Genomic DNA, 24,672 nt, shown 5'->3' on the forward strand with positions numbered 1-24,672 from the left:
CCACGCCGGGCGGCGGCGAACCGTCAGTTCGGGCCGCCGCCGGGTTCGATGCGCAGCACGCCGGGCGCCTCGCCCACCTCGAGGTCGTCGACCACACGCACCGTCCGGGCGAGGTCGTCGACCGAGCCGATGACGGTGCCGAAGCGCTCCCGGTCGGAGCACACCGCGGTCACCGTGACGAAATGGGTTCCGGTGTCCCACGTGTACGTCGCGAAGGGCGGCGTCCGCGGGTCCGCCGGGAGCGCCATCTCGAGCTTCTCGCCCATCCCCAGGTGGGGGCTGCGGAAGCTCCCGGTGTCGTCGTACTCCATCGGCATCATGGCGCGCGCGGCCCGGACCTGCGCCGTGGCCTCCTGCACCTGCGCCATCACGACGAGGAGCTCGGCATCCGCCTTCCACACCCACACCAGGACACGTCCTGCCGCGCGGCGCATCAGGAACGGCGCCGCCTGGCTCATCGCCCACGCCGCGACTCCGCTCCCGGGCTTCCCGGTCGACCCCATCGCGGTGTTGGCCTGCGACAGCAGCATCCGGATGGCCGCCTTGCGGTGGCGGCGACCGGTGAAGCCGAGGGACTCGGTCACCGGCACCCAGAGCGTGGTGTCGGCATCCGCCTGAAGTCGGGGCATGCCCTCCAGCGTACGGGGCCGTCGAAGGGCGCTCGGGTACAGTGGAGGCGGCGCGAACACCATCTCTCCGCCGCGCCCCCGCCGCACAGACAGGCCCCCGAACCCCGTGACCGAGTCCGCGACGCCCGACGACCATTCCGCCGATCCGCCGCCTTCCGCGCCGAAGCCGCCCCTCAAGATCCTCATCGGCGCCGACACGTTCCTGCCGCACGTCAACGGCGCCGCCCGCTTCGCCGAGCGTCTCGCGGCTGGCCTCGTGGCCCGCGGCCATGAGGTGCACGTGATGGCCCCGAGCGCGACGCACCGCCAGCACGGCCGCTTCACCGAGGTCATCGAGGGCCAGCCGATGACGATGCACCGCATTGCGTCCTGGCGCTGGTACCCGCACGACTGGCTCACGTTCGTGCTCCCGTTCCGCTCGAAGTACTACTCGCGTCGCGTGCTCGACGAGGTGAAGCCCGACGTCGTGCACATCCAGTCGCACATCGTGATCGGCCGCGGCCTGTCGCGCATCGCCAAGCAGCGCGGCATCCCGGTCATCGCCACGAATCACGTGATGGCGGAGAACGTCCTCGACTTCACCGTCCTCCCCGCGTCGTGGACGCGCTACGCGATCAAGCTCGCGTGGGAGGATGCCGAGCGCACCTTCCGGCTCACGCGCGCGGTGACCACTCCGACCCGCAAGGCGGCCGAGTTCCTCGAGCGCACGATCGACATCCACAACGTGATCCCGGTGAGCTGCGGGATCGAGGCATCCCACTACACCGCCGACCTCACGCCCCGCGACGCCCACCGCCTCGTCTTCGTCGGCCGCCTCACCACCGAGAAGCAGATCGACGTCGTGCTGCGCGCCGTCGCACGCCTCGACCCGGCCCTGGACGTGCGGTTCGACATCGTCGGCAAGGGCGACCAGCGCCGCAACCTCGAGGAGCTCACGGTCGATCTGGGCCTCACCGACCGCGTGCACTTCCACGGCCACACCACCGACGAGGAGCTGCGGGCGCTCCTGACGAACGCCTCGCTGTTCGTCATCGCCTCGGTCGCCGAGCTGCAGTCGATCGCGACGATGGAGGCGATGGCCTCGGGCCTGCCGATCGTCGCCGCCGACGCGGTCGCCCTCCCGCATCTCGTGCACGACGGCGAGAACGGCTACCTGTTCGAGCCCGGGAACGTGGACGACCTGGTCGCGAAGCTCACGACCGTCCTCACGCAGACCCCCGAGGAGCGCCTGCGCATGCAGCGGGCGTCGCTCGAGGGCGTGAAGGTCCACGACATGCAGCGCACGCTCGACACGTTCGAGGCGCTCTACCGCGACGAACCGCTGCCGGAGTAGCGCACCGTGCACGTCGTGATGTTCGGCGACCAGCACGTCGAGACGCTCGGCGGGGCGCAGGTGTCGATGCGGCTGCAGCGCCGGTTCCTCGAGAAGGCCGGGCACACCGTCACCGTCGTCGCGCCGCGCGTGCACGGTCCGCGGGGGCAGGCGATCGCTCCGGATGCCGCGTACCTCGACATCCCCTCGATCCCGATCACCCCCGACCGCGAGTACTCGATGTCGTGGCCCGGGCGTCGCACCGACCGATGGGTGGATGCCGCGCTCGCGGCGCGCCCGCCCGTCGACGTCGTCCACGTGCAGGCCGACTTCTGGGGAGCCTTCATCGGCCACCGATTCGCCGCCCGTCACCGCCTGCCGGTGGTGCACACGATGCACAATCGCGTGGACGTCGGGATCGCGGCGACGACGCCCTTCCCCAAGACGGTGCTGCGGGTGCTGAACGACTGGCAGTCGTGGGCGCTGGGGCCGCACGGGACGCGGCGCGACGGCTGGGCGTATCTGCGCGGGCTGGCGGCGAAGTCCGACGCCGTCACCGCACCATCGTCGCACTTCGCGCGGCGGCTCGAGGAGCACGGGGTCGTCCCGCGCGACGCGGTGCCGCACGTCGACGTGGTGTGGAACGGCATCGACGACGACGTCCTCGACTCCGCGCTGGCTGCGGCCACCGGGTCGCGGGTGCCCGGCCCGCCGCGATTCGTCTGGCTGGGGCGCATGAGCCCCGAGAAGCGCCTGCTGCCGTTCCTCGAGGCGCTCGCCGCGTCGGGGGTGCGCGCCGACGTCGAGGTGATCGGCGGCGGGGGGCAGCGGCGCGCGGCCGAGCGACTCGTCGCCAGGCTGCGGCCCGAGGCCTCCGTCGTGTTCGCGGGTCGCATGCCCTATGCCCGCACGCTCGCGCGCATCGCGGCCGCCGACGCCGTCGTGCAGACGTCGATCGGGTTCGAGACCCAGGGCATGACGATCTTCGAGGCGGCCTCGCTCGGCACGCCCTCGGTCATCAGCGACCGCGACCTCGCCGCCGAACTCGGCGCCGGCTACTGGCCGGTCGGATCGGATGCGGCGGCGGCGGCGACGACCGCCGCGCTCGCAGAAGCCTTGCGAGTCGCGGCGGCCGACATCGATGCCGGATCTCCGGTCGAGGTGGACCCGAGCATCCGTGAGCGCTTCCGGCAGTCGTCGCGCACCGCGGCGATGATCGAGATCTACGAGCGGGTCATCGCGCGCTGACCGCGGGCCTGCTTCCGTTTGTGCGGGCGAATCGCCGTGCGCGCGGTCGGCCAGGCGTCCATTTGCCCGCACAAACGGAACAGGTCATCAGGGGAGGCGGGTCGGATCGGTGGGGAGACGGTGGTAGCCGTCGTTGCGGAGTGCCGTGATCGTCGAGGCGACCGCGACAGCGGACAGTGCTGCGAGAAGAATCACCATGAACATGGCAGAAACGCTACGCTTGCGTCATGACTGCCAACAGTGGCAGGATGGACACACAACGTAGTAATACTGCCACCGTGAGGAACAGGGGTACGACATGCACACCGTCGCCGTGATCGTGCAGGACGGGTTCGCGCCGTTCGAGTTCGGAGTCGCCTGCGAGGCTTTCGGCCTGGACCGCTCCGACGACGGCATCCCGAACTTCGACTTCCGCATCGTGACGCCCGATCCCGGCGTCGTGCAGTCCAAGATGGGGTTCTCCATCAACGTCGACAACGACCTCTCGTTCGCCTACGAGGCCGACCTGGTGGTGGTGTCGCCCACTCCGCGCCAGTACTGGGCGCGCAGCGCCTCCGACGTGCGCGTGCACGACGTGATCCGCAGCGCCGTCGCCCGCAACGCCTGGGTGCTGAGCGTGTGCAGCGGATCGTTCGTGGTCGCGGCATCCGGGGTCCTCGACGGCCGCAAGGCCACCACCCACTGGATGTACGCGGACAAGATGGCCGAGATGTACCCGCTCGTCGACGTCGACCCCGACGTCCTCTACGTGCAGGACGGCCGCATCATCACGAGCGCCGGCACCGCCGCGGGCCTCGACGCCTGCCTGCACCTGCTGCGTCAGGAGCTGGGCGCCGAGCTCACCAACAAGATCGCCCGCCGCATGGTCGTGCCGCCGCAGCGCGACGGCGGGCAGGCCCAGTTCATCGACCGGCCGCTTCCCGAGGTGGCGTCGCTGTCGCTGTCTCCGGTCACCGACTGGATGCTCGAGAACCTGCGTCTCGAGCTCACCGTCGACCAGCTCGCGGCGAAGGCGCACATGTCTCCGCGCACGTTCGCGCGGCGCTTCAAGGCGGACTACGGCGCGACGCCGGCCGCCTGGCTCGCGCGGCAGCGCATCATCCACGCGCAGCGCCTGCTCGAGAAGACCGACCTCGGGCTCGACCGCATCGCGTACGAGAGCGGCTTCGGCTCGGCCGCCGTGCTGCGCCAGAACTTCGCGCGCGTGCTCGACACCACGCCGACCGCGTATCGCGCGCGGTTCTGCTGCACCAGCGAGGCGCGCGAGGCTGCCGGCATCGAGCGCCGGTTCGAGGCATCCGTTCTCGAACCCGTCGCCTGACCCCGCCCCGTAAAGGCCGGCGGACCACCCGCGGGAGGGGACGTGCGGCGGCGCGGGCGTCGATAGGGTGACCGCGTGCGCATCGATCCGAGGCGGTGGTTCTCCCGCAAGACGCTGGGCAAGGATGCCGCCGCCGGCGTGGTGCTGGGCATCGAGGCGGTCCCCGACGGGCTGGCCGCGGGGCTCCTCGCCGGCGTGAACCCGCTGGCGGGCCTCTACGCCTACCTGTTCGGCATGGTCGGCGCCGCGCTCGCGACGAGCAGCGCGTTCATGGCAGTGCAGGCGACGAGCGCGATGGCGCTGGTGGTGTCGGATGCCGAGCTCGGCGGCTTCCCGGATCCCGATCGCGCCCTGTTCACGCTCGCGGTGCTGACGGGCGTGGTCATGGCCCTCGCCGGGCTCCTGCGCGGCGGCCGCCTCGTCAGCTTCGTGCCGACGGCGGTGATGACCGGATTCGTCACGGCGATCGGCGTGAACATCGTGCTCGGCCAGCTGTCGAACTTCACCGGGTATCAGGCGAACGGACCCAACCGCCTGCTGAAGACCGTCGACGTGTTCCTCCACATCGGCCAGTGGAGCGTCGCGTCGGTGGTCGTCGGGACCATCGCGATCCTCGTCATCGTGGTGCTGCTCCCCACGCGCGTCGGCAGCATGGGGCTCGTCATCGCCGTGGTCCTCGGCTCCGTCTGCGCCGTCGTGCTCAACCTGTGGGTGGCCGACCCCGTCGTGCTGCTGAAGGACATCGTCGACGTCCCGCGCGGCCTGCCGGCTCCGGTGCTCCCGAACGTCGCCGACGTGCCGGCGCTCATCATCCCGGCGCTGTCGCTCGCCTTCATCGGTCTCGTGCAGGGCGCGGCGGTGAGCGCCGGCATCCCGACCCGTGACGGCAAGCCCGCCGACGCCAACCGCGACTTCCTCGGTCAGGGCATCGGGAACGTGGTGTCGGGACTCTTCCAGGGGATGCCGGTCGGCGGCTCGATGTCGGGGTCTTCGCTCATCGTGCAGGCCGGCGCCCGGACGCGCCTCGCCTTGTTCATCGCCGGAGCGGTCATGGCGGTCGTGGTCTTCGTCGCCGCGGACGTGGTGGCGTACGTGGCCATGCCGGCGCTGGCGGGTCTGCTGATGGTCGTGGGGTGGCGTGCGATCAAGCCCAGCCGCGTGTACTCCGTGATCAAGTCGGGTCCGCTGCCGACGGCGATCATGGCGGTCACGTTCGGCCTCACCCTGCTCATCCCGCTGCAGTTCGCGGTGCTCGTGGGGGTCGGGCTCGGCGTGATCCTCTACGTCGCCGAGCAGTCCAATCGCGTGCGGGTGCGGCGCCTCGAGATCCGCCCGGACGGCCGCATCCGCGAGACCGATCCGCCCGCCGTCGTCCCGGGTGGCGACGTGCTCGTGCTGCAGCCGTACGGCAGCCTCTTCTTCGCCAGTGCGCCGGTGTTCCAGCGCCAGCTTCCCGAGGTCGGCGCGGAATCGGGCGGCTCGGTCGTGATCGTGCGCCTGCGCGGCACCGACCAGATCGGACTCTCGCTCGTCGACGTGCTGCGCCGGTTCGCGGGACAGCTGCGCGAGGCCGGCTCGTCGCTCAAGGTGGTCGCGACCGAGGACCGGGTGATCGCGCAGCTGGATGCCGGTGGCCTGACCGCCGACATCGGGCCCGAGAACGTCTACAAGGGAACCGAGTGGATCGGCGAGGCGCTGCGCCGGGCGTACGCCGATGCGCAGGGGGAGATTTCCGGGTCGATGCGGTAAACTTGAGTCAGGACGGCTCAACTTTGCCGCCACAGAATTCAGGAGAGACATGAACGCCACGCAGAACCCCGGGCAGGAGGACGCGCAGAGTGCCCTCGAGCAGTTCGGGATCAACCTCACCGACCGCGCCCGTCAGGGCAAGCTCGACCCGGTGATCGGGCGCGACAGCGAGATCCGACGCGTCAGCCAGGTGCTCACGCGTCGCACGAAGAACAACCCCGTGCTCATCGGCGAGCCCGGCGTCGGCAAGACCGCCGTCGTCGAGGGCCTCGCCCAGCGCATCGTCGCGGGCGACGTCGCCGAGTCGCTCAAGGACAAGGAACTGGTCACCCTCGACATCTCCGCCCTCGTCGCGGGCGCGATGTACCGCGGGCAGTTCGAGGAGCGCCTCAAGAGCGTCCTCAAGGAGATCACCGAGTCGGACGGCCGCATCATCACGTTCATCGACGAGCTGCACGTGCTCATGGGCGCCGGCGGCGGCGAGGGGTCGGTCGCGGCATCCAACATGCTCAAGCCCATGCTCGCGCGCGGAGAGCTGCGCCTCATCGGTGCGACGACGCTCAACGAGTACCGCGAATTCATCGAGAAGGATGCCGCGCTCGAGCGCCGCTTCCAGCAGGTCTACGTCGGCGAGCCCACGGTGGAGGACACCGTCGCGATCCTCCGCGGGCTCAAGGAGCGCTACGAGGCCCACCACAAGGTGGCCATCGCCGACGCGGCGCTCGTGGCCGCGGCATCCCTCAGTCATCGCTACATCCCGAGCCGGCAGCTCCCCGACAAGGCGATCGACCTGATCGACGAGGCAGCGTCGCGGCTGCGCATGGAGATCGACTCGGCGCCGCTCGAGATCGACGAGCTGCGGCGGCATGTGGACCGGCTCAAGCTCGAGGAGCTCGCCCTCAAGAAGGAGAAGGACGAGGCGTCGAAGGAGCGCCTGGCGGCGCTGCGCGAGACGCTCGCGGGCGAGCAGGCGCGCCTGACCGAACTGCAGGGTCGGTGGGAGCGCGAGCGCGCCTCGCTCAACCGGGTCGGCGACCTGAAGACCAAGCTCGACGCCGCCCGCATGGACGCCGAGCGGGCGCAGCGCGAGGGCAACCTCGAGAAGGCCTCGCGCCTGCTCTACGGCGAGATCCCCGCGCTGGAGCGTCAGCTGGTCGAGGCGGAGCGCGACGAGCCGGCCGGCGACCGCATGGTCAACGACCAGGTGACCGACGAGGACATCGCGGCGGTGATCGCGGCGTGGACCGGCATCCCCGTCGGGCGTCTGCTGCAGGGCGAGACCGAGAAGCTGCTGCACCTCGAGGCCGAGCTCGGCAAGCGCCTCATCGGGCAGAAGGAGGCCGTGAAGGCGGTGTCGGATGCCGTGCGCCGCTCGCGCGCGGGCATCAGCGACCCGAACCGGCCGACCGGCTCGTTCCTGTTCCTGGGCCCGACGGGCGTGGGCAAGACCGAGCTCGCCAAGGCCCTCGCCGAGTTCCTCTTCGACGACGAGCACGCCATGGTGCGCATCGACATGTCGGAGTACGGCGAGAAGCACACGGTGTCGCGCCTGGTCGGCGCCCCTCCCGGCTACATCGGCTACGAGCAGGGCGGCCAGCTGACCGAGGCCGTGCGCCGGCGGCCGTACTCCGTCGTGTTGCTCGACGAGGTCGAGAAGGCGCATCCCGAGGTGTTCGACGTGCTGCTGCAGGTGATGGACGACGGCCGCCTGACCGACGGCCAGGGCCGCACGGTCGATTTCAAGAACGTGATCCTGATCCTGACGTCGAACCTCGGCTCGCCGATCCTGATCGACCCGACGCTGTCGATCGAGCAGAAGCGCGAGCAGGTGCAGGGACTCGTGCGGCAGGCGTTCAAGCCCGAGTTCGTCAACCGGCTCGACGACATCGTGATCTTCCAGGCCCTGACACAGGACGACCTGGCGCAGATCGTCGAGCTCGCCGTGGACGCCCTCCAGCGCCGGCTCCGCGACCGCCGGCTCACGCTCGCCGTCACGCCGGAGGCGCGGACCTGGCTGGCAGAACGGGGTTACGACCCGGTGTTCGGCGCGCGGCCGCTGCGCCGCCTCATCCAGTCCGAGATCCAGGACCGCCTCGCGATGGCGATCCTCGGCGGCGGAGTGCACGACGGCGACGTGGTGCGGGTGGATGTCGCGGCCGACGGCTCCGGGCTGACGCTCGTGAGCGAGGGGCCCGCGCTCCCGTGATCCGGGCTCTGTGGGGGTCCACGCATCCGGGCCCCACGCTCGTGGTGAGCGCGCTCGCGCTCGCCCTCGGCATCGCGGTGGGCCTCGAGCCCTGGCGGCTCGCGCTGCTCACCCTCGCGGTGTTCGCCGGGCAGGTGTCGATCGGCATCTCCAACGATGCGATCGACGCGCCCCGCGACCGGGCAGTGGGCCGCGCCGACAAGCCGATCGCGCGCGGCGACGTGTCCGAGCGCGCGGCCTGGACGGCGGGGATCGGCGCGCTGATCGCCGCACTGGTGCTCTCGGCTCCGCTCGGGTTCGGGATGCTGGCGGCCCACGCGATCTTCCTCGCGTCGGCGTGGTCCTACAACGCGGGCCTCAAGTCCACGACCTTCTCGATCGTGCCCTTCCTGGTGAGCTTCGGCATCTTCCCGTCGCTCGCGACGCTCGCCGCGCCCGACCCCCGTGTGGCCGCGCCGTGGGGCTGGATCGCAGGCGCCGCCCTCGGGGCGGCCGTGCACCTGACCAACGTGCTGCCCGACCTCGAGGACGACCGGGCGACCGGCGTCCGCGGCCTCCCGCACCGCATCGGCGCCCGCGCGTCGGCCGTCGTCGCCGCGGCGGGCATCGTGCTCGGCGCGGTGGCGGTGCTGGTGGGGGCGTCGGGCGGTGACCTCGCCGCCGTCACGGTGCTCGGCTGGGTCTTCTTCGGCGCGGTCGTGGCGGTCGCCGTCGCGACGGCGGTGCTGGCGGTGGTGCGACCCCCGTCGCGGACGCTGTTCCGGCTCGTGATGCTCGCGGCGCTGCTGCTGGCCGCGCAGCTCGTCGCGACGGGTGGGGCGATCGCCTCCTAGCCGGCGCGCGCGGACGCGGTCACGCGTCGCGGTCGAAGCCCATCGAGTACGCGTGGGCGAGGAGCCGGGCGCCGGGCGGCATCAGCGCGAGCCGGAGCCCGGCGCGCCGCACCCCGTCGACGAGCGGCGGCAGCGCCCGCCCGAGCGACGTGTTCACGGTGGCCAGTCGCGCCGCCGTTCGCGCTGATGCGACGCGGCGCCGTTCCCAGTGCGCCAGCTCGGCGTCGGGGGCGACGCCGGTGCGCACCCACGCCGCGAGCAGCGGAGCGAGGGTCGCGGCATCCAGCAGTCCGAGGTTCATCCCCTGCCCGCCGATCGGGCTGACCTCGTGCGCGGTGTCGCCGATCACGAACAGCCGGTCGCGTCGCAGCGCGGGGGCGACGGCACGGCGCACCTCGAAGGCGGTCGCCTCGTCGACGCGGGCCGCCGCGCTGTCCTCGCCGCGCGCCCGCAGCGCCTCGCGCAGCCGCTCGGCGCGGGCGGCCGCCGGCGCGCCGTCGTCCCAGGCCACGTACCGTCGCCGCCCGCCCGGCAGCGGGAACGACTCCAGCACACCCCGCCCGTCGATGTCGATCACCGCCACGTCGTCGCCTTCCGGAGCGGCGACGTCCGCCATCAGATACCGGTCGGCGTAGCGCGTCACCCGCACGGCGCCCGGGCGGTAGACGAGGTCGCGCGCCCGCCAGCCGCCGGCCACGACCACGAGCGGGGCCGCCAGGTCATCGCCGTCGTCGAGCGACAGCCGGATGCCTCGTCCCTCGGGTCGCAGCGCGGTCACCGTCGCTCCGCGGCGCGGTGCGGGTGCCCCGTGCGCGAGCGCGGCCTCGGTCGCGTGCTGGGGGAGCGTCGCCACGAACGGGAAGCGCCGGTGCAGGCGATCGAACCGCACGGTCCCGAGCGCGCGTCCGCCCGAGCGGGCCTCGCCGCGCGACACCCGCACCGCTCCGGCGAGGAGCCGTTCGGTGATCCCCGACGCCTCGAGGGCGGCCAGCACGGGCGAGTGCACGCCGATAGCCCGGCTGCCCTCGCCCGGCCCGGCTCGACGCTCGAGCACGGCGACTTCGACGCCGCGGCGGGCGAGCTCGGCCGCGAGCAGGGTGCCGACCGGGCCGGCGCCGACCACGACGACGTCAGGCATCGCCGCTGCTCAGCGCGAGCACGCGGAACGGCCTGCCCGTCTCGACGCGCCACCGATCTCCGAGTGCGCTGCCGAGCTCATCGGGACGATAGCTGCGCCGGATCGAGCGCAGCCCGTCCGTCCGCAGGAATGTGCCGGGCGCGAACGGGGTGATGCCGATCGCGTAGAGGGAGTGGGCGGCGCGGCTGCGGAGGATGTCGGAGTGGATGACCGGCCCGGCGCTGAGGGCGAGGGAGTCCTCGGCGAAGGCTGCGAGCCCGGCGGGCGAGAGGTGGTGGAGCACGTGGTTCGAGATCACGACGTCGAACTGCTCGCCCGCCGCACGGAGGGCCGAGGCATCCGTCACCCGGAACTCGATGCCCGGCGATGTGCGCTCACGCGCGACCTCGAGCGATCGGGGGTCGGGGTCGGCGCCGATCCACGTCACGTCCAGCCCGTCGCGTCGGGCGACGGCCGCCAGCCGCACGACGAGGTCGCCGCCGCCCGACCCGAGGTCGAGCACGCGCGCCGGCCGGCCGAGCCGGCTCAGCGCGGGGCGGAGGTGACGGCGGTACGTGGCGCCCCACCCCGAGAAGAGCCGGTTGACCGTGCCGAAGCGGCGCAGCGTGGCGGCGAGGCGCTGCGGATCGCACGCCGGGTCGTCCATGAGCTCCTCGAGCTCGGCGTCGCGGACCGCCAGGCTCATGCGCCGACGACGGCCTCGACGGGGAGCGAATCGGCGCGCGCCCCGGCCACGCGACGCTTCACGAGCAGCGCCGATTCGACGGTGAGTCCCGGGCCGAACGCCAGCGCGCCCAGCCTCGCACCGTCGGCGAGGGCGTCGTCGTGGAGCAGGCGCCGGAGGATGAACAGGATCGTGGCGCTCGACATGTTGCCGTAGTCCCGCAGCACCTCGCGCGACGCGTCGAGCGCCGTCGGGTCGAGGTCGAGCCCGGTCTCCACGCGGTCGAGCACGCTGCGTCCGCCCGGATGCACCGCCCAGGCGTCGGGCATCGCCGCGTCGGCGAGGAACGCGTCCACCGCACCGCGGATCTCACGCCCGACGATGCGCGGAACCTCGGCCGACAGGATCATCTCGAACCCGTGGTCGCCGATCGTCCAGACCATGTCGGTCTCGCCCTCCGACGTGAGGGTGGTGGCGAAGCGGTCGAGCTCGAGCCCTCCCGCCCGCCCGACGGACGGGTCGGCCGTGACGATGGCGGCGCCCGCACCGTCGGCGAACACCGAGGCGGCGACGATCTGCTGCGGGTCGGCCGACGGCCGGATGTGGAGCGTGCACAGCTCGAGGCACACGACGAGCACGACGGCCGCCGGCTGTGCCGCGCAGATGCGGGCGGCGAGCCGCAGGCCCGGCATCGCCGCGGCGCACCCGATGAAGCCGAGGTGGTAGCGCTCCACCCCGGGGTCCAGCCCGAGATCGCGCACGAGGCGGTAATCCGGTCCCGGGGCGAAGAACCCGGTGCACGAGACGGTGACGACGTGCGTGACGGCGGATGCCTCGACCTCGGCGTCCGCGAGCGCCGCGCGGGCGGCGCGGGCGTTGAGGTCGGGCGCGGCGGCGATGTAGAGGTCGTTGCGCGCGCCGGTGGCGGGGCGCAGCATCCGTCCGTCGTCGTCGGCGAAGCGAGCACGGCCCTCGGGGATGACGTCGTCCGGAGAGAGGTCGTCGCCGAACTCCGCGAGCACCGTGTGGCGCCTCTCGATGGCGGAGGCGTCGAAGGCGGCGTGGATCAGCCGCTGGGTGAGCCGGTCCGCACCGGGCTGGCCGGCGAAGATCTCCCGGGCGCGCTCCTGCGGCACGCACGTCGACGGGACCGCCGTTCCGATGGACACGATGCGCGCGCTCATGCTCACACTTAAGCACGCCCGCGGGGTGTCGTGGGCGGCCTTGCGCCGATCGGGTGCTCATGCTCAGGGGCGCTACCGTCGATTGCATGCACATCGAGGGCACCGGCCGGTTCGTCTACTACGCCCAGTGGCCGGCCGCGGTGTTCCTGCCCGTGTTCTTCTTCATCGGCCGCGGCAACGTCGGCGCCGGCGTCGGCTGGCTCGGATTCTTCGGCCTCGTCTACGGCGTCATCGTCATCGCGGTGCTGCTGGTGCCGCCGGTGCTGACGCTCTTCGACCGCGAGGTCCGCCGCGCGCGGGCGACGCGACTCTGGTACGACATCGCCAGTGCCGTGCTGTGGCTCGGCCTGCTCGTGGCCGGGATGACCGTGCCCGACGCGGCCGACAGCGGCCCGCTCGACACCGTCTTCATGAACTGGTTCGGCATCTCGGCCGAGACGTCCGCCGCGCTGTTCGCGCTCGCCGCGGGCGTCACCGGCCTCGCCTACCTCGCGTCGGTCGTCACGGCGCTCCGGGGCGTCGCGGCCGCGCGCCGGGCGCAGGCCTGAGTCCCGGTCACGACTCCTCGGAGCCGGATGCCGCGGTCGTGTGCACGTCGGGAAGCTCGCGCATCGTCCAGAACGGCGCGAAGACCACGAATCCGGCCGACAGGAGCTGACCGATCGCGCCGATCCACATGGTGGGGACGACGCCGAGCCACGTGCCCAGCGCGCCGGCGAGCAGCGCGGCGATGGGCATGACGCCCCACACGACGAACCGCACCGAGGCGTTCATGCGGCCCAGCAGGCGCGGCGGCGTGATGCGCTGGCGGAACGTCACCTGCGTGATGTTGTAGACGAGGACCGTGAAGCTCACCACGAAGAACTGGCCGACGAGGAGCGGGAACGCGAACTCCGGGACGAGGGCCGCGACCGGCAGCAGCAGTCCGATCACGCTGAATCCCAGGGCGCTCACCGGGATGGCCCGGGCCTCGCCGATCCAGCGCACGATGTGCGGCGTCGCCATGGCGCCGAGCAGGCCGCCGATCGCTCCGAGCGAGAAGATCAGGCCGAGCGAGGCGGGCGAGAAGCCGAGCTCGCGCAGCAGGAAGATCGGGATCAGGGTGCCCGAGAGCGTGCTGAAGAAGTTCGAGACGCCGGTCGTGCCGACGATGCGGCGCAGGAGCTTCTCGGTGAAGACGAAGTGCAGGCCCTCCCAGATCTCGCGGAGGATCGGGCCACGGTCCTCGTGATCGCGGGCGGTCTCGTGGTCGCGCGTGAACATCAGCGCGATGGCCGAGACGACGTAGGTCCCGGCCGTGGCGAGAACCGCGAGCGGAGCGGTGATGACGCCGATCAGCCAGCCGCCGATGCCGGGGCCGGTGATGTTCGCGATCTCGTAGCTCGACTGCAGCTTGCCGTTGGCTTCGGCGATCTGCTTCGGCCGCACGAGGGACGGGACGATGCTCTGGTACGACACGTCGAAGAACACCGTCGCGACCCCGACGACCGCGACGATCGCGATGAGGTGCCAGATCTCCAGGACGTCCAGCATCCACAGCACCGGCACGAGGGCGAGGGCGGCGGCGCGCACGAGGTCTGCCGCGATCATGACGTGGCGCTTGCGCATGCGGTCGATCCACGCGCCCGCCGGGAGTCCGACGAGCAGGAAGGCGGCGACGTTCGCGGCGTTGAGCACGCCGACCTGGAACTCGCTCGCGTTCAGCAGCAGGACCGCGAGCACGGGGATCGCGAGCTCGGTGATCTGCGCGCCGAACTGGCTGAGCGTCTGGCCGCCCCACATCGTGAGGAAGTTGCGGTCGCGCCACAAGGAACCAGGGCGATCGGGCCCGGCGGCGGTGTCGGCGACGTCGGCGTCGGCCGCGGCATCCGCTCGCGCCGCGACGGAGGAGCCGGACGCCTCGGCCCGCGCCTCGGCGATGATGTCGTCGTCGACTCCGACCGCGTCGTCGGGAGGAGGTGATTGGGACATGCCAATCAGTCTCCGACACTGATTGAGAGATGTCAATCGGTCGGCTAGCCTGGAGCCGTGGACGACCGCATCGAGCTGACGCCCGGCAATCCCGAGGACGAAGCGCGACTGCGCGCCATCGGCTCCCCGCTTCGGCTGCGCGTGCTGCGGCTGTGCGCCTTCGAGTCGCGCACCAACAAGGAGCTCGCCGGACTCCTCGGGGTGAACCCGGGCACGATGCTGCACCACGTGCGCACGCTCGTGCAGACCGGCTTCCTCGCCGCAGAGCCGGCGCGCTCCGGAGCCCAGGGTGCGCGCGAGGTCCCGTACCGCGCGACGGGACTGTCGTGGCGGATGCCGCTGCCCGACCGCAGCCGCGTGCTCGTCGAGGTGTTCCTGCAGCAGATCGAGGGGGTCGACCCCGGCGACCTCGACACGACGTGGCTCGGTCTCAAGCTCAATGACGAGCACCGGGCGGAGTTCCAGGAGCGGCTCCACGCGCTCCTCGTCGAGTTCAAGGACCGGGGCGCGGATGCCGACGGCGAGGCCTACTCCGTCTTCACCGCATTCCACCCCGACCTCAACCCGCCGGGGCAGGGCGAGGATGCGACGGCTCGCCGCACTGTCGAGACCGACGCGTGAATCCTGCGGGAGGAACGTGAGCGAGCGCCGGCTGTGAAGGGTGCCGGGGGCGAAATCTCCCCACGCTTTGACGAGCTCCGCGGGTCACTCATCGGTGGGACGATGTGGGGAGCGATCGAAGGAGACGCCATGAGCGAGGCATTCGTCTACGACGCGGTGCGCACGCCGCGCGGGAAGGGCAAGCCGACCGGCTCGCTGCACTCGGTCGCGCCGCACGAGCTGGTCGTCGGCCTCGTCGACGCGCTGCGGGGCCGCAATCCCGGTCTTGATCCCGCCGGCATCGACGACGTCGTGCTGGGCTGCGTCACGCCGATCGGCGACCAGGGCTCCGACATCGCCAAGATCGCCGCGCTCGCCGCGGGACTCCCCGACACGGTGCCGGGCGTGCAGCTCAACCGGTTCTGCGGGTCGGGGCTGGAGGCGGTCAACCAGGCCGCCGCGCGTGTGCGCTCGGGGTGGGAGGACCTGTTCCTCGCCGGCGGGGTGGAGTCCATGAGCCGCGTGCCGATGGGCAGCGACGGCAGCCCCTTCTCCGACGAGAGGGCCGCCGCGGTGTCCCCCGACTCCGTGCCGCAGGGCGTGAGCGCCGACCTCATCGCGACGCTCGAGGGGTACACGCGTGAGGACGTCGACCGGTTCGCGGCCGAGTCCCACGCCCGCGCCGCCCGCGCGTGGGAGGAGGGACGCTTCGACCGATCCGTCGTGCCGGTGACGGATGCCGCGGGCTCGGTGCTCCTCGCCCGCGACGAGACCATCCGGCCCGGCACGAGCGTCGAGACGCTCGCCGCGCTGCCTCCCGCATTCGCCGAGCTCGGGCGGCGGGGATTCGACGAGATCGCGCGTCGGACGTATCCCGAGGCTCGCGAGATCGACCACGTGCACCACGCCGGGAACTCGTCGGGCATCGTGGACGGCGCCGCCCTCGTGCTCGTCGGCAGCGAGGCCGCCGGAGCGCGCCACGGGCTCACGCCGCGCGCGCGCATCCGATCCGCCGCGGTCGTGAGCACCGAGCCCACGATCATGCTCACGGGTCCCGGACCCGCCTCGCGCCTCGCCCTCGAGCGAGCAGGGCTCTCGATCCACGACATCGACCTGATCGAGATCAACGAGGCCTTCGCCTCGGTGGCACTGCGGCTCATGCGCGACCTCGACGACTTCCCGCACGAGCGCACGAACGTCAACGGCGGGGCGATCGCGATGGGCCACCCCCTGGGAGCCACCGGCGCGATGATCCTCGGCACCCTCGTGGACGAGCTCGAGCGCTCCGGCGGCCGCTATGGGCTGGCGACGCTGTGCATCGGCGGCGGGATGGGCGTGGCCACGGTCGTCGAGCGGCTCTGAGCTCCGGCATCCGTCCACCCCTGGACACGGCGGCCCGGAAGGCGGAGGCTGGGCGGGACCGGGAGCGACCGTCACGACCCCAGGAGAGAGCATGTTCACATCCGACCGCGCGTTCAGCAGCTTCGCCGTCAAGGACCTCGACGAGGCGAAGGCCTTCTACGGCGACAAACTGGGCATCCCCGTCCAGGAGATGGACATGGGTCTTCTCGAGCTCACACTCGGATCGGGGACGAGGGTGATGGTCTATCCCAAGCCCGACCACGAGCCGGCCGTGTACACGATCCTGAACTTCGCCGTCGACGACGTCGAGGCCGCCGTGGACGATCTCAACGCCCGGGGCATCGTCACGAAGATCTACGACGACGCCGACTTCCCGACGGACGACAAGGGCGTCTCGCGCGACATGGGCCCCGCGATCGCGTGGTTCCTCGACCCGTCGGGCAACGTGCTCGCGGTGCTCTCGACGAGCTGAGCCCGCGACCCCGTGCGGGTCGCCGAAGCACGGGATCCGCGCCGAGATCGGGGGCGTCGCCCCGGACCTCGACGCGAATCCCGTGACTCGTCAGCGCGCGAGCGCCTCGGACAGCTTGACGCGGCCGCCCATGCGCAGGAGCGAGTTCTCGTAGATGCGCGCGCCGACGGCGATCGCCGCGATGCAGGTCGCGATGAGGATCGCGAGCGAGAGCAGCGGCTCCCACCACTGCGCCTCGCCGAGGAAGAGGCGCATCGGCATGCCTACGGGCGCCGAGAACGGCACGTACGACATGACCGCCAGCACGACGGGGTTGTCGAAGAAGAAGATCACGAGGAAGTACGGCGCCATCACGAGCATCGTCAGCGGTGTCGTGGTCGAGCCGATGTCCTCCATGCGCGACACCATCGACGCCGCCGCGGCGAAGAGCGACGCCAGCAGGATGAAGCCGAACAGGAAGAAGATCGCGAACCACGCGATGGGTCCGCCGAGTCCCTGCAGCAGGGCCGTCTGGTCCGTGATCGTCAGTCCGACGACGGCGATGGCAGCGAGGATCAGGATCTGCCCCATCGCGAGGATCGTGTTGCCGATCACCTTGCCGGCCAGCAGCGAGCGCACCGGGATCGCCGAGATCAGCAGTTCCACGACGCGCGTCTGCTTCTCTTCCACGACGCTCTGGGCGATCGTGCCGCCGAACATCGACGCGGCGAAGAGGAACACGATGCCGAAGCCGATAGCGACCACGTAGCCGAGCGCGCCGGCGCCGGCGTCGGGGTCGAGCAGCTCGACGGTCGGCGTCTGCGCCAGCTGCAGGATCAGCTGGGTCGGCGCGTCGGACTCGGCGATCACCGCGAGCCCGACGGGCGACTCGGGGTCGACGACGACCGCCGCGTCGACGTCGCCGCTCTCGACGAGTGCCTCGGCTTCGGCGCGGTCGTCGACCTCGGTGACGTCGAGACCGTCCGTGCTCGCCAGGACTGCCGCGGCATCGGTCGTCACCGCGACCGGTGTTCCGGCGTTGTTCGAGGCGGCGAATCCGCCCCAGATGACGAGGGCGAGCGCTCCGAGCAGGAGGATCGCCGTCGAGATGACGAACGCCTTGCTGCGCAGCTTCGAGCCGATCTCGCGCTCGGCGACGAGCCAGACGGCCTGGGGCGAGCTCAGGCCGCGGGCGGGTGCGGTGCGGGTGGCGGTGCTCACTGGATGACCTCCTTGAAGATCTGGGCGAGGGTCGGATGCTGCGGCGCGAAGCTCGCGACATCCCCCTGTGCGACGGCCTGGCGCAGCACGCGCTGCGCGGTCTCGTCGGTGTCGACGTCGAAGACGGCATAGCCGCCGTCGAACTCGAGCACCTCGACGCCCGGCTCGGAGCGCAGCCAGCCGGCGTCTCCGGCCGAGACCAGCTCGAACCGGCGGGTGGAGTGCGCGGCGCGCAGGTCGTCGCGGGCGCCGGCGGCGCGGATCGTTCCGCCCGCGATGATCACGAGGTCGTCGCCCAGGCGCGGGACCACGTCGCGCGGGTGCGACGAGAACAGCACGGCGGCGCCGGCGGCGGCGCGTTCCTGCAGGACGGCGGCGACGACGTCGACCGCGAGCGGGTCGAGGCCCGAGAACGGCTCGTCCAGGATGAGCACCTCGGGGTCGTGCACGAGCGCGGCCGCGATCTGGGCCCGCTGCTGGTTGCCCAGCGAGAGCGTCTCGACGTTGTCGTTCAGGCGCTCGCCGAGTCCGAGCTGCTCGAGCAGAGCGGTCGCGCGGGCCGAGGCATCCGCCTTGGAGAACCCGTGCAAGCGCGCGAGATACACGATGTGCTCGAGCACCTTCATCTTCGGGTAGAGGCCGCGCTCCTCGGGCATATAGCCGAAGCGGCGGCGATCGGATGCCGTCACCTCGGTGCCGTCGAGGGTCACGGTTCCACCGTCTTTGGCGAGCACGCCGAGCACGATGCGCATCGTCGTCGTCTTGCCGGCGCCGTTGCCCCCGACGAAGCCGGTCAGCCGGCCGGGACGGACGTCGAAGGAGACGCCGTCCAGGGCTCGCCTCCCCGCGTAGCTCTTCGTGATCCCTTGCAGCTCCAGCATCCGCTCCTCCTTGTTCTCACTCCCCGGCGTCCACGCTACGGAGCGCTGCCGGCGGGCGCCTCCCCCCTGCGGAGGAGATTGGTCCATGCGCGGGAATAGATGTCGGGGACCGGTACTTGCACGTGATGGAACGTCCACGGTGGTCCCCGCCGGGGACCCCTTTCTGTTTGGAGGAACACGCCCATGTCCGACCGGACCATCGGCTACATCGTCGGCAGCATCTCGTCGACCTCGATCAACCGTCGCCTCGCCAAGGCGCTGGAGCGGCTCGCGCCCGAGGGGACCACCCTCGTCGAGATCCCGATCAAGGACCTTCCGTTCTATTCGCCGGACTTCGACGCCGACTACCCGCAGGTGGCGCGCGACTTCAAGCAGGCGATCGACGACGTGGACGGCGTCATCATCGTGACGCCCGAGTACAGCCGCTCGATCCCCGGCGTGCTCAAGAACGCGCTCGACTGGGCCGCGCGCCCGTGGGGTCAGGGCTCGTTCAACGGCAAGCCGACCGCCGTGATCGGCACCTCCGGCGGCGGCATCGCCACGGCCGCCGCCCAGCAGCACCTCAAGGCCGTGCTCAGCCACTACAACGCGCCGACGCTCGGTCAGCCCGAGGGCTACGTGCAGTCGACGCCGGGTCTGTTCACCGAGGCCGGCGAGGTCACCAATGACCAGACCGCCGAGTTCCTCGTCGGCTACCTCGAGGCCTTCGGCGCGCTCGTCGACCGCTACGCGCTGGTCCCCGCCGCGGCCTGATCCCCGCGTCGTCGAAGAGCCCCGGTCGTCCGACGGCCGGGGCTCTCCGCGTTCACACGAGCCCGTGACGGTGCGCGTAGACGACGGCGGCGACGCGGTCGCGGGCGCCGAGCTTCTGCAGCACGTTCGAGACGTGCGTCTTCACCGTCGCCTCGCCGATGTAGAGCCGCTGGGCGATCTCGGCGTTACTGAGGGCCTGCGCCACGAGCCGCAGCACCTCGTCCTCGCGCTCGGTGAGGTCGACCGGCCGCTCGATGGCGGGCTCCGTCGGCGGGGTCGCCGTGGTCGGCGCCGGGGTCTGCGTGAACCGCTCGATCACCCGGCGGGTGACCTCCGGGGCGAGCAGGGCGTCCCCTGCGGCGGCGACGCGCACGGCGCTCACGAGCTCCTCGGGCCCGGCGTTCTTCAGCAGGAACCCGCTCGCCCCGGCCGAGAGCGATGCGAAGAGGTAGTCGTCGCGGTCGAACGTCGTCACGACCACGACCGCCGCGGCGACAGTGTCGTCGGCGACGATGCGCCGCGTCGCCTCGAGTCCGTCCATGTCGGGCATCTGCACGTCCATGCACACGACGTCGGGGCGGAGAGCGGATGCCGCAGCCACGCCCTCGACGCCGGTCGCGGCCTCGCCCACCACGAGGATGTCGTCGGTCGCCTCGAGGATCATGCGGAACCCCGCCCGCATCACAGCGTGGTCGTCGACGAGCAGCACCCGGATCGGCGGGCGGCTCACGCGCCGACCCGCTCGCGCAGCGGCACGCGCAGGCGCACCAGGAAGCCGCCCCGCGCCCGCGGCGCCGCCTCGAGCGTGCCGCCGGAGGCCGCGGCGCGCTCGCGCATCCCCACGATGCCGAGGCCGGGCCGCAGCGGTTTGGCGGCGCGGCCGGTGTTGGTGATCTCGAGTTCGACCGCGTCGGCTCCGTAGCGCAGGCGGACGTCGGCTGCGGCATCCGGTCCGCCGTGACGGCGGGCGTTCGTGAGCGCCTCCTGGGCGACGCGGTAGAGGTTCACCTGCACCAGATCGGGGAGCGGCACCTCGTCGCCCACGATCGTCAGCGTGGTCGGCAGGCCGTTCTCGGTCGCGTGGGCGATGAGGGCGGGCAGCCCCGCGAGGCTGACCGTCGACGCGCTCGGCGCGTCGCCGTTCGGGGTGCGCAGCGTCTCGAGCAGGTGCCGCAGTTCGTCCAGCGCGGAGCGCGCGGACTGCTCGACGCCGGCGAGTGCGGTGCGCGCGGCATCCGGATCGCGGTCCATCACGGCGCGAGCGGCCCCCGCCTGCACCCCCATCGCGGAAACATGGTGGGCGACGACGTCGTGCAGCTCTCGCGCGATGCGCACGCGGTCGAGGGCGACCGCCTGCGCGGCGGTGACCTCCCGCTCGGCCTCGAGCTCGCGCGTGCGATCCTCGAGGGCGGTGCGCTCGAGCGCCGACGCATAGGCGCGGTCGCCCATGTAGTACGCCCCGCCGAAGAACGCGGCGTTCACGAGGAACTGGATGAGCATGAACGCCACGAACGGCGAGAAGAGGCCCTCGCGGGACAGGCCCTCCTCGGTCGGCGCCGTGGCCGACTGGAAGGTCGTGATGAGCAGCCACACGAACATCGCGATGATGATCGCGACCCGCACGTACATGGCCCGTCGCCGGTCGTCGACCCACGCGCCGACCGTGTAGATCGCGATGAAGAGGGCGATGTTGCCCACGTAGATCTCGGGGATGCGCAGCGAGACGCCGACGATGAACACGATCGCGACGACGACGGCGACGATCTCGGGCTGGCGGCGACGCAGCGCGAGCGGCGCGGTCAGGCCGAACGCGTAGAGCAGGCCCCACTGCATGCCCTGCGTCGAGTCGGTGCCGTAGACGCCGGCCACGGATCCGAGCGCCGCACTGAGCACCGCGCCGATCAGGAGCGCCGCGGCCAGCCAGACGTCGTTGCGCAGCTCCGCGGCCGTTGCCGCGCGCCGGCGCCGAGAGGACGAGGTGTCGGACATCCCTCCACGCTACGGGGGAGGCCCCGGGCGCGGCATCCCCCGTGAGGCGGAGTCGTACTTGCTATTGACAAGCTTGGTTGCTTTTTGCAAGTATCGTGCCATCGCCGAGGACGACTCGGGAGACGACCGACAGGAGCAGGGCAATGACGCACATCTTCGTCAACGTTCCGACGAATGACCTCGAGAAGGCGAAGGCCTTCTATACGGCGCTCGGCGCCGAGATCAATCCGCTGTTCACCGACGAGAACGCCGCGTGCATCGTCTGGGGCGACAACATCCAGATGATGGTGCTCACGAAGGAGTACCTGTCGACCTTCACCGACAAGGAGATCATCGACCCGCGTACGCACGCCCAGGTGCAGATCGCGTTCAGCCGCGACTCGCGGGAAGACGTCGATCGCGTGCTCGAGGCGGGTCTCGCCAACGGCGGCACCGAGCCGCGGCCCGCGCAGGACTACGGGTTCATGTACAGCCGCGACCTGGACGACCCGGACGGCAACGGCCTCGCCTTTCTCTTCATGGAGCCGCAGGCCGCCGAACAGGGTCCCGACGCCTACCTGGCGGAGCAGGCGCAGGCGTAGGTGGCCTCCCGCAGCTACGGGCAGTACTGCGGGGTGACGACGGCCGTGGAGCTGATCGGGGAGCGGTGGGCGCTGCTCATCGTCCGAGATCTGCTCGTCGGTCCCCGGCGCTACACCGACCTCAAGCAGGGGCTGCCCAGGATCCCCACCAACATCCTCTCCACGCGGCTGAAGGAGCTGCAGGAGGGCGGTGTCGTCCGTCGCGTCCCGCTCGCGAACTGCGGGCTCGTCTACGAGCTCACGGGCTACGGCCGCGGGCTCGAGCCGATCGTGCTCGCGCTCGGGCGGTGGGGGTTCGCGCAGATGGGCGATCCGGGACCGGACGACGTCGTCACGCCCGACTCCCTGACGATGGCACTGCGGACCGCGTTCCGGCCGGAGGTCGCGGCATCCGTCCCTCCTGCCGACTACGAGGTGCACGTGGGGGATGTCGCGCTCCGCGTGCAGGTGGACCGAGACGAGTTGCGCATCGCGCAGCTCGCGCCGCCTGCGCCGCCGGTCGGCGGCCGGGTGCCGCCGGGGGAGCCGGAGCTCGTGTTCGCGGCGGGACCGGGCATCCGCCGGGTGATCTCGGGTGAGCTCACGCCCGCCGAGGCGATCGACCTCGAGGTGCTCGCCGTCGTCTCGGGCGATGCGACGCTGCTCGAGCGGTTCGCCGCCGTGTTCACGATCGACGCGACCATCGGAGTCGCAGCCTGAGAGGAGTTCCGGCATGACCGGACGCATCACCATCGATCTCTTCACCACGCTCGACGGCGTCGCGCAGGCGCCGGGCGCCCCTGAAGAGGATCCCTCGGGCGATTTCCCCTACGGCGGGTGGCAGGCGCCGTTGCCCGACGAGGTCATCGGCCGCGCCGTCGGCGCCGGCATCGCGGGCATGGACGCCCTCGTACTCGGACGCCGCACCTACGACATCTTCGCCGGGTACTGGCCGAAGCACGTCGACAACCCGATCGGCCGCAGGTTCGCCGAGATCCCGAAGTACGTCGCGTCGCGGTCTCCGCTGGAGCTCACGTGGGAGGGCGCGACGCAGCTCGAGGGGGATGCCGCAGCCGCCGTCGCAGCGCTGCGCGAGAGGCATGACGACATCCACGTGATCGGGAGCATCGACTTCGTGCAGTCGCTCCTCGCCGCGGGCGCGTTCGACGAGCTGAAGCTGTGGGTGCATCCGATCGTGCTCGGACGGGGGAAGAGGGTGTTCCCGGACGGCGCCGTGCCCGCGCGCCTGCGGCTCATCGAGCCGCCGATCACCGGCGGCACCGTCGTGCAGCTGCGCTACGCGCCCGACGGCGAGGTCGAGACCGGTTCGATGGAGCCCCCCGCAGACGGAGAATGAGCGGGCGGCGTGGCGGGTCGGATGCCGGGTGCCGACGCGCTAGCGTGCGGCTGTGGCCGAGGCATCCGCTGTCCAGACGCCGTCGCGCGGGCGTGACGTGCCGGCCGGCGTGATCATGGTCGGAATGTCGGCGATCGCCTGGTGGCCCGCGTTCACGCTCGGGGTGTGGGGCGAGATCTTCTTCGACGACATCCTCGCGCTGTGGGCGGCGTCGACCGCGGCGTTCGTCTTCGTGCTCGTCGAGCGGCGGCCCGTGGGCGGCCGGCTCGTGCGCGCGTTCCTCCTGCTGCTGCCCTCGCTGTGGCTGCTGCTGAACTTCTACGTCGACGACGAGACCGCCGACCTCGGGGTGTTCGTGCTGGACCTCGTGGCCATCGCGGCGGTGATCGTCGGCATCCCGTTCACGCTGTGGGTGCTCGTGAGGGTCGTGTGGCCGGACTTTGCGACGGCGACGCGTCGGCGAACGAAGTGGCTCATCGTGCTGGTGGTTCTCGGGGTCGCGGTGATGTCGTTCCTGATCGGTCTCAACCAGGAGCACTTCCTGACCTGCGGGGAGTTCGAGAGCAGCGGCTACTACCCGCCGCCCGGCTGCGCTCCCGGATCACCTGAGTGAGCCCGCTCAGTCTCTGAGCGTGTCCCGCACGGTCGGCGTGAGTTCGGCGGCGAGGTCGCGGGCGAGGAAGCCGAGGCCGATGCGCTCGGTGAGCCGGGTCCCTGCGCGCCCGTGCGCCCAGGCGCCCCACACGACCGCGCGCTCGGAGGGCATCCCGCGGGCGACGAGTCCCGCGATGGCGCCGGCGAGCACGTCGCCGCTTCCCGACGTGCCGAGGCCGGCCCCGCCCTCGTCGGCGAGCCACGCGCGCCCGTCCGGGTGGGCGACCGTGCCGTAGCATCCGACGACCGCGCGCTGGGCGCGAGCGGCTTCGCGGACGTCGTCGTCGAGGTCGCCGGCGTCTCGGCCGAGGAGGATCTCGAGCTCTTCGCGGTTCGGGCTGAGGATGAGCTCGTCGGGCAGCAGGGTGCGCTCGATCTGGGGCAGGACGCCGAGGGCGTACGCGTCGAGCACGAGCCTTGCGGGGGCCGAGTCGGCGACGGACAGCAGCGTCGCCCGGGTCTGATCGGGGTCGTCGAAGCCCGGTCCGACGAGGACGGCGTCGGCTGTCGCGATTCGTTCGCGGAGCTCGTCGTCGAAGGGTTCGTCAGCGTGCGCGGGCAGGGACATCACGCCGGCCTCGGGCAGGGC

Annotated in this window: 25 protein-coding genes; 15 read left to right on the top strand and 10 right to left on the bottom strand. The window is 71.6% G+C overall.

The annotated features are described in order from the left end of the window. Positions 1–23: 23 nt before the first annotated feature. Positions 24–629 (bottom strand): hypothetical protein, encoded by a 606-nt coding sequence (locus ACE3O1_RS01600; protein WP_374311748.1) that lies wholly within the window; start codon positions 627–629, stop codon positions 24–26. A gap of 106 nt (positions 630–735) precedes the next feature. Here ACE3O1_RS01600 and ACE3O1_RS01605 point away from each other — a divergent pair, with 106 nt between their 5' ends. The 6 genes from ACE3O1_RS01605 to ACE3O1_RS01630 all read left to right on the top strand — a co-directional run bounded on the left by ACE3O1_RS01605 (position 736) and on the right by ACE3O1_RS01630 (position 9,298). Then, entirely contained in the window at positions 736–1,962 is a 1,227-nt protein-coding gene (locus ACE3O1_RS01605) for a glycosyltransferase (protein ID WP_374311750.1), read from the top strand. A 6-nt stretch (positions 1,963–1,968) separates the two neighbouring features. After that, positions 1,969–3,189, top strand: coding sequence for a glycosyltransferase (locus tag ACE3O1_RS01610; protein ID WP_374311752.1), 1,221 nt, complete (start codon positions 1,969–1,971; stop codon positions 3,187–3,189). Between the two features lie 298 nt (positions 3,190–3,487). Further along, the gene (locus ACE3O1_RS01615; protein WP_374311754.1) at positions 3,488–4,510 is read left to right on the top strand and encodes a GlxA family transcriptional regulator; all 1,023 of its coding nucleotides are present in this window, start codon (positions 3,488–3,490) and stop codon (positions 4,508–4,510) included. Positions 4,511–4,585: 75 nt separating this feature from the next. After that, complete coding sequence (locus ACE3O1_RS01620) at positions 4,586–6,259, top strand: SulP family inorganic anion transporter (protein ID WP_374311756.1); 1,674 nt, start codon at positions 4,586–4,588, stop codon at positions 6,257–6,259. A 49-nt stretch (positions 6,260–6,308) separates the two neighbouring features. After that, positions 6,309–8,465: an ATP-dependent Clp protease ATP-binding subunit gene (locus tag ACE3O1_RS01625; protein WP_374311758.1), complete on the top strand. Its 2,157-nt coding sequence runs from the start codon at positions 6,309–6,311 to the stop codon at positions 8,463–8,465. Beyond that, a complete protein-coding gene (locus ACE3O1_RS01630) occupies positions 8,462–9,298 on the top strand; it encodes a UbiA family prenyltransferase (RefSeq protein ID WP_374311760.1) in 837 nt (278 codons plus the stop codon). The genes ACE3O1_RS01625 and ACE3O1_RS01630 overlap by 4 nt, the downstream gene beginning before the upstream one ends. Positions 9,299–9,317: 19 nt before the next feature. Here ACE3O1_RS01630 and ACE3O1_RS01635 read toward each other — a convergent pair whose 3' ends face one another. Genes ACE3O1_RS01635 through ACE3O1_RS01645 form a run of 3 tightly spaced genes read right to left on the bottom strand, consistent with a single transcriptional unit; the run spans position 9,318 to position 12,284 of the window. Further along, entirely contained in the window at positions 9,318–10,436 is a 1,119-nt protein-coding gene (locus ACE3O1_RS01635) for an FAD-dependent oxidoreductase (protein WP_374311762.1), read from the bottom strand. After that, positions 10,429–11,121, bottom strand: coding sequence for a methyltransferase domain-containing protein (locus ACE3O1_RS01640; RefSeq protein ID WP_374311764.1), 693 nt, complete (start codon positions 11,119–11,121; stop codon positions 10,429–10,431). The genes ACE3O1_RS01635 and ACE3O1_RS01640 overlap by 8 nt, the downstream gene beginning before the upstream one ends. Beyond that, positions 11,118–12,284 (bottom strand): type III polyketide synthase, encoded by a 1,167-nt coding sequence (locus tag ACE3O1_RS01645; RefSeq protein WP_374311766.1) that lies wholly within the window; start codon positions 12,282–12,284, stop codon positions 11,118–11,120. The genes ACE3O1_RS01640 and ACE3O1_RS01645 overlap by 4 nt, the downstream gene beginning before the upstream one ends. 86 nt (positions 12,285–12,370) lie before the next feature. Here ACE3O1_RS01645 and ACE3O1_RS01650 point away from each other — a divergent pair, with 86 nt between their 5' ends. After that, entirely contained in the window at positions 12,371–12,832 is a 462-nt protein-coding gene (locus ACE3O1_RS01650) for a hypothetical protein (RefSeq protein ID WP_374311768.1), read from the top strand. Between the two features lie 7 nt (positions 12,833–12,839). On the opposite strand, the gene ACE3O1_RS01655 is transcribed toward ACE3O1_RS01650, so the two are convergent. Further along, positions 12,840–14,255 (bottom strand): MFS transporter, encoded by a 1,416-nt coding sequence (locus ACE3O1_RS01655; RefSeq protein WP_374311770.1) that lies wholly within the window; start codon positions 14,253–14,255, stop codon positions 12,840–12,842. 57 nt (positions 14,256–14,312) lie between these two features. Here ACE3O1_RS01655 and ACE3O1_RS01660 point away from each other — a divergent pair, with 57 nt between their 5' ends. The 3 genes from ACE3O1_RS01660 to ACE3O1_RS01670 all read left to right on the top strand — a co-directional run bounded on the left by ACE3O1_RS01660 (position 14,313) and on the right by ACE3O1_RS01670 (position 16,689). Continuing rightward, positions 14,313–14,876, top strand: a complete 564-nt coding sequence (locus ACE3O1_RS01660) for an ArsR/SmtB family transcription factor (RefSeq protein WP_374311772.1) — start codon at positions 14,313–14,315, stop codon at positions 14,874–14,876. Between the two features lie 129 nt (positions 14,877–15,005). After that, on the top strand, positions 15,006–16,217 hold the full coding sequence (locus ACE3O1_RS01665) for an acetyl-CoA C-acetyltransferase (RefSeq protein WP_374311774.1): 1,212 nt from the start codon (positions 15,006–15,008) through the stop codon (positions 16,215–16,217). Positions 16,218–16,308: 91 nt separating this feature from the next. After that, the gene (locus tag ACE3O1_RS01670) at positions 16,309–16,689 is read left to right on the top strand and encodes a VOC family protein (protein ID WP_374311776.1); all 381 of its coding nucleotides are present in this window, start codon (positions 16,309–16,311) and stop codon (positions 16,687–16,689) included. 90 nt (positions 16,690–16,779) lie between these two features. Here the strand turns inward: ACE3O1_RS01670 and ACE3O1_RS01675 are convergent, their stop codons facing one another. Beyond that, positions 16,780–17,889 carry an ABC transporter permease gene (locus tag ACE3O1_RS01675; RefSeq protein ID WP_374311778.1) on the bottom strand — a complete coding sequence of 370 codons (1,110 nt, stop codon included), beginning with the start codon at positions 17,887–17,889 and terminating at the stop codon, positions 16,780–16,782. Next, entirely contained in the window at positions 17,886–18,770 is an 885-nt protein-coding gene (locus ACE3O1_RS01680) for an ABC transporter ATP-binding protein (RefSeq protein WP_374311780.1), read from the bottom strand. Before ACE3O1_RS01680 ends, ACE3O1_RS01675 begins: the two co-directional genes overlap by 4 nt. A 183-nt stretch (positions 18,771–18,953) precedes the next feature. Between ACE3O1_RS01680 and ACE3O1_RS01685 the strand changes: the two genes are divergently transcribed. Then, entirely contained in the window at positions 18,954–19,523 is a 570-nt protein-coding gene (locus tag ACE3O1_RS01685; protein ID WP_374311782.1) for an NADPH-dependent FMN reductase, read from the top strand. Between the two features lie 52 nt (positions 19,524–19,575). Here ACE3O1_RS01685 and ACE3O1_RS01690 read toward each other — a convergent pair whose 3' ends face one another. Both ACE3O1_RS01690 and ACE3O1_RS01695 read right to left on the bottom strand, forming a co-directional pair. Next, positions 19,576–20,253 (bottom strand): response regulator, encoded by a 678-nt coding sequence (locus tag ACE3O1_RS01690; RefSeq protein ID WP_374311784.1) that lies wholly within the window; start codon positions 20,251–20,253, stop codon positions 19,576–19,578. Continuing rightward, positions 20,250–21,512: a sensor histidine kinase gene (locus tag ACE3O1_RS01695; protein ID WP_374311786.1), complete on the bottom strand. Its 1,263-nt coding sequence runs from the start codon at positions 21,510–21,512 to the stop codon at positions 20,250–20,252. Before ACE3O1_RS01695 ends, ACE3O1_RS01690 begins: the two co-directional genes overlap by 4 nt. A 143-nt stretch (positions 21,513–21,655) precedes the next feature. Here ACE3O1_RS01695 and ACE3O1_RS01700 point away from each other — a divergent pair, with 143 nt between their 5' ends. From ACE3O1_RS01700 to ACE3O1_RS01715, 4 genes are read left to right on the top strand one after another with little or no spacing between them, the layout of a single operon-like run. After that, positions 21,656–22,093 carry a VOC family protein gene (locus ACE3O1_RS01700; protein ID WP_374311788.1) on the top strand — a complete coding sequence of 146 codons (438 nt, stop codon included), beginning with the start codon at positions 21,656–21,658 and terminating at the stop codon, positions 22,091–22,093. Further along, positions 22,094–22,792, top strand: coding sequence for a winged helix-turn-helix transcriptional regulator (locus ACE3O1_RS01705; RefSeq protein ID WP_374311790.1), 699 nt, complete (start codon positions 22,094–22,096; stop codon positions 22,790–22,792). A 13-nt stretch (positions 22,793–22,805) separates the two neighbouring features. Then, on the top strand, positions 22,806–23,429 hold the full coding sequence (locus ACE3O1_RS01710; protein ID WP_374311792.1) for a dihydrofolate reductase family protein: 624 nt from the start codon (positions 22,806–22,808) through the stop codon (positions 23,427–23,429). 52 nt (positions 23,430–23,481) lie between these two features. Continuing rightward, positions 23,482–24,042: a hypothetical protein gene (locus ACE3O1_RS01715; RefSeq protein ID WP_374311794.1), complete on the top strand. Its 561-nt coding sequence runs from the start codon at positions 23,482–23,484 to the stop codon at positions 24,040–24,042. Positions 24,043–24,048: 6 nt separating this feature from the next. Here the strand turns inward: ACE3O1_RS01715 and ACE3O1_RS01720 are convergent. Continuing rightward, positions 24,049–24,672, bottom strand: a 624-nt coding sequence (locus tag ACE3O1_RS01720) for an NAD(P)H-hydrate dehydratase (protein WP_374311796.1), incomplete at its 5' end; no start/stop codon positions are given.

This window comes from Microbacterium sp., from assembly GCF_041909575.1.
In the GTDB taxonomy this organism is placed as follows: domain Bacteria; phylum Actinomycetota; class Actinomycetes; order Actinomycetales; family Microbacteriaceae; genus Microbacterium.

What these genes read in the sequence shown, in the direction of transcription:
- ACE3O1_RS01600 (WP_374311748.1), bottom strand. Translation starts at nt 629, where the DNA reads ATGCCCCGACTTCAGGCGGATGCCGACACCACGCTCTGGGTGCCGGTG.
- ACE3O1_RS01615 (WP_374311754.1), top strand. Translation starts at nt 3,488, where the DNA reads ATGCACACCGTCGCCGTGATCGTGCAGGACGGGTTCGCGCCGTTCGAG.
- ACE3O1_RS01625 (WP_374311758.1), top strand. Translation starts at nt 6,309, where the DNA reads ATGAACGCCACGCAGAACCCCGGGCAGGAGGACGCGCAGAGTGCCCTC.
- ACE3O1_RS01635 (WP_374311762.1), bottom strand. Translation starts at nt 10,436, where the DNA reads ATGCCTGACGTCGTCGTGGTCGGCGCCGGCCCGGTCGGCACCCTGCTC.
- ACE3O1_RS01640 (WP_374311764.1), bottom strand. Translation starts at nt 11,121, where the DNA reads ATGAGCCTGGCGGTCCGCGACGCCGAGCTCGAGGAGCTCATGGACGAC.
- ACE3O1_RS01645 (WP_374311766.1), bottom strand. Translation starts at nt 12,284, where the DNA reads ATGAGCGCGCGCATCGTGTCCATCGGAACGGCGGTCCCGTCGACGTGC.
- ACE3O1_RS01650 (WP_374311768.1), top strand. Translation starts at nt 12,371, where the DNA reads ATGCACATCGAGGGCACCGGCCGGTTCGTCTACTACGCCCAGTGGCCG.
- ACE3O1_RS01655 (WP_374311770.1), bottom strand. Translation starts at nt 14,255, where the DNA reads ATGTCCCAATCACCTCCTCCCGACGACGCGGTCGGAGTCGACGACGAC.
- ACE3O1_RS01665 (WP_374311774.1), top strand. Translation starts at nt 15,006, where the DNA reads ATGAGCGAGGCATTCGTCTACGACGCGGTGCGCACGCCGCGCGGGAAG.
- ACE3O1_RS01670 (WP_374311776.1), top strand. Translation starts at nt 16,309, where the DNA reads ATGTTCACATCCGACCGCGCGTTCAGCAGCTTCGCCGTCAAGGACCTC.
- ACE3O1_RS01680 (WP_374311780.1), bottom strand. Translation starts at nt 18,770, where the DNA reads ATGCTGGAGCTGCAAGGGATCACGAAGAGCTACGCGGGGAGGCGAGCC.
- ACE3O1_RS01685 (WP_374311782.1), top strand. Translation starts at nt 18,954, where the DNA reads ATGTCCGACCGGACCATCGGCTACATCGTCGGCAGCATCTCGTCGACC.
- ACE3O1_RS01695 (WP_374311786.1), bottom strand. Translation starts at nt 21,512, where the DNA reads ATGTCCGACACCTCGTCCTCTCGGCGCCGGCGCGCGGCAACGGCCGCG.
- ACE3O1_RS01700 (WP_374311788.1), top strand. Translation starts at nt 21,656, where the DNA reads ATGACGCACATCTTCGTCAACGTTCCGACGAATGACCTCGAGAAGGCG.
- ACE3O1_RS01710 (WP_374311792.1), top strand. Translation starts at nt 22,806, where the DNA reads ATGACCGGACGCATCACCATCGATCTCTTCACCACGCTCGACGGCGTC.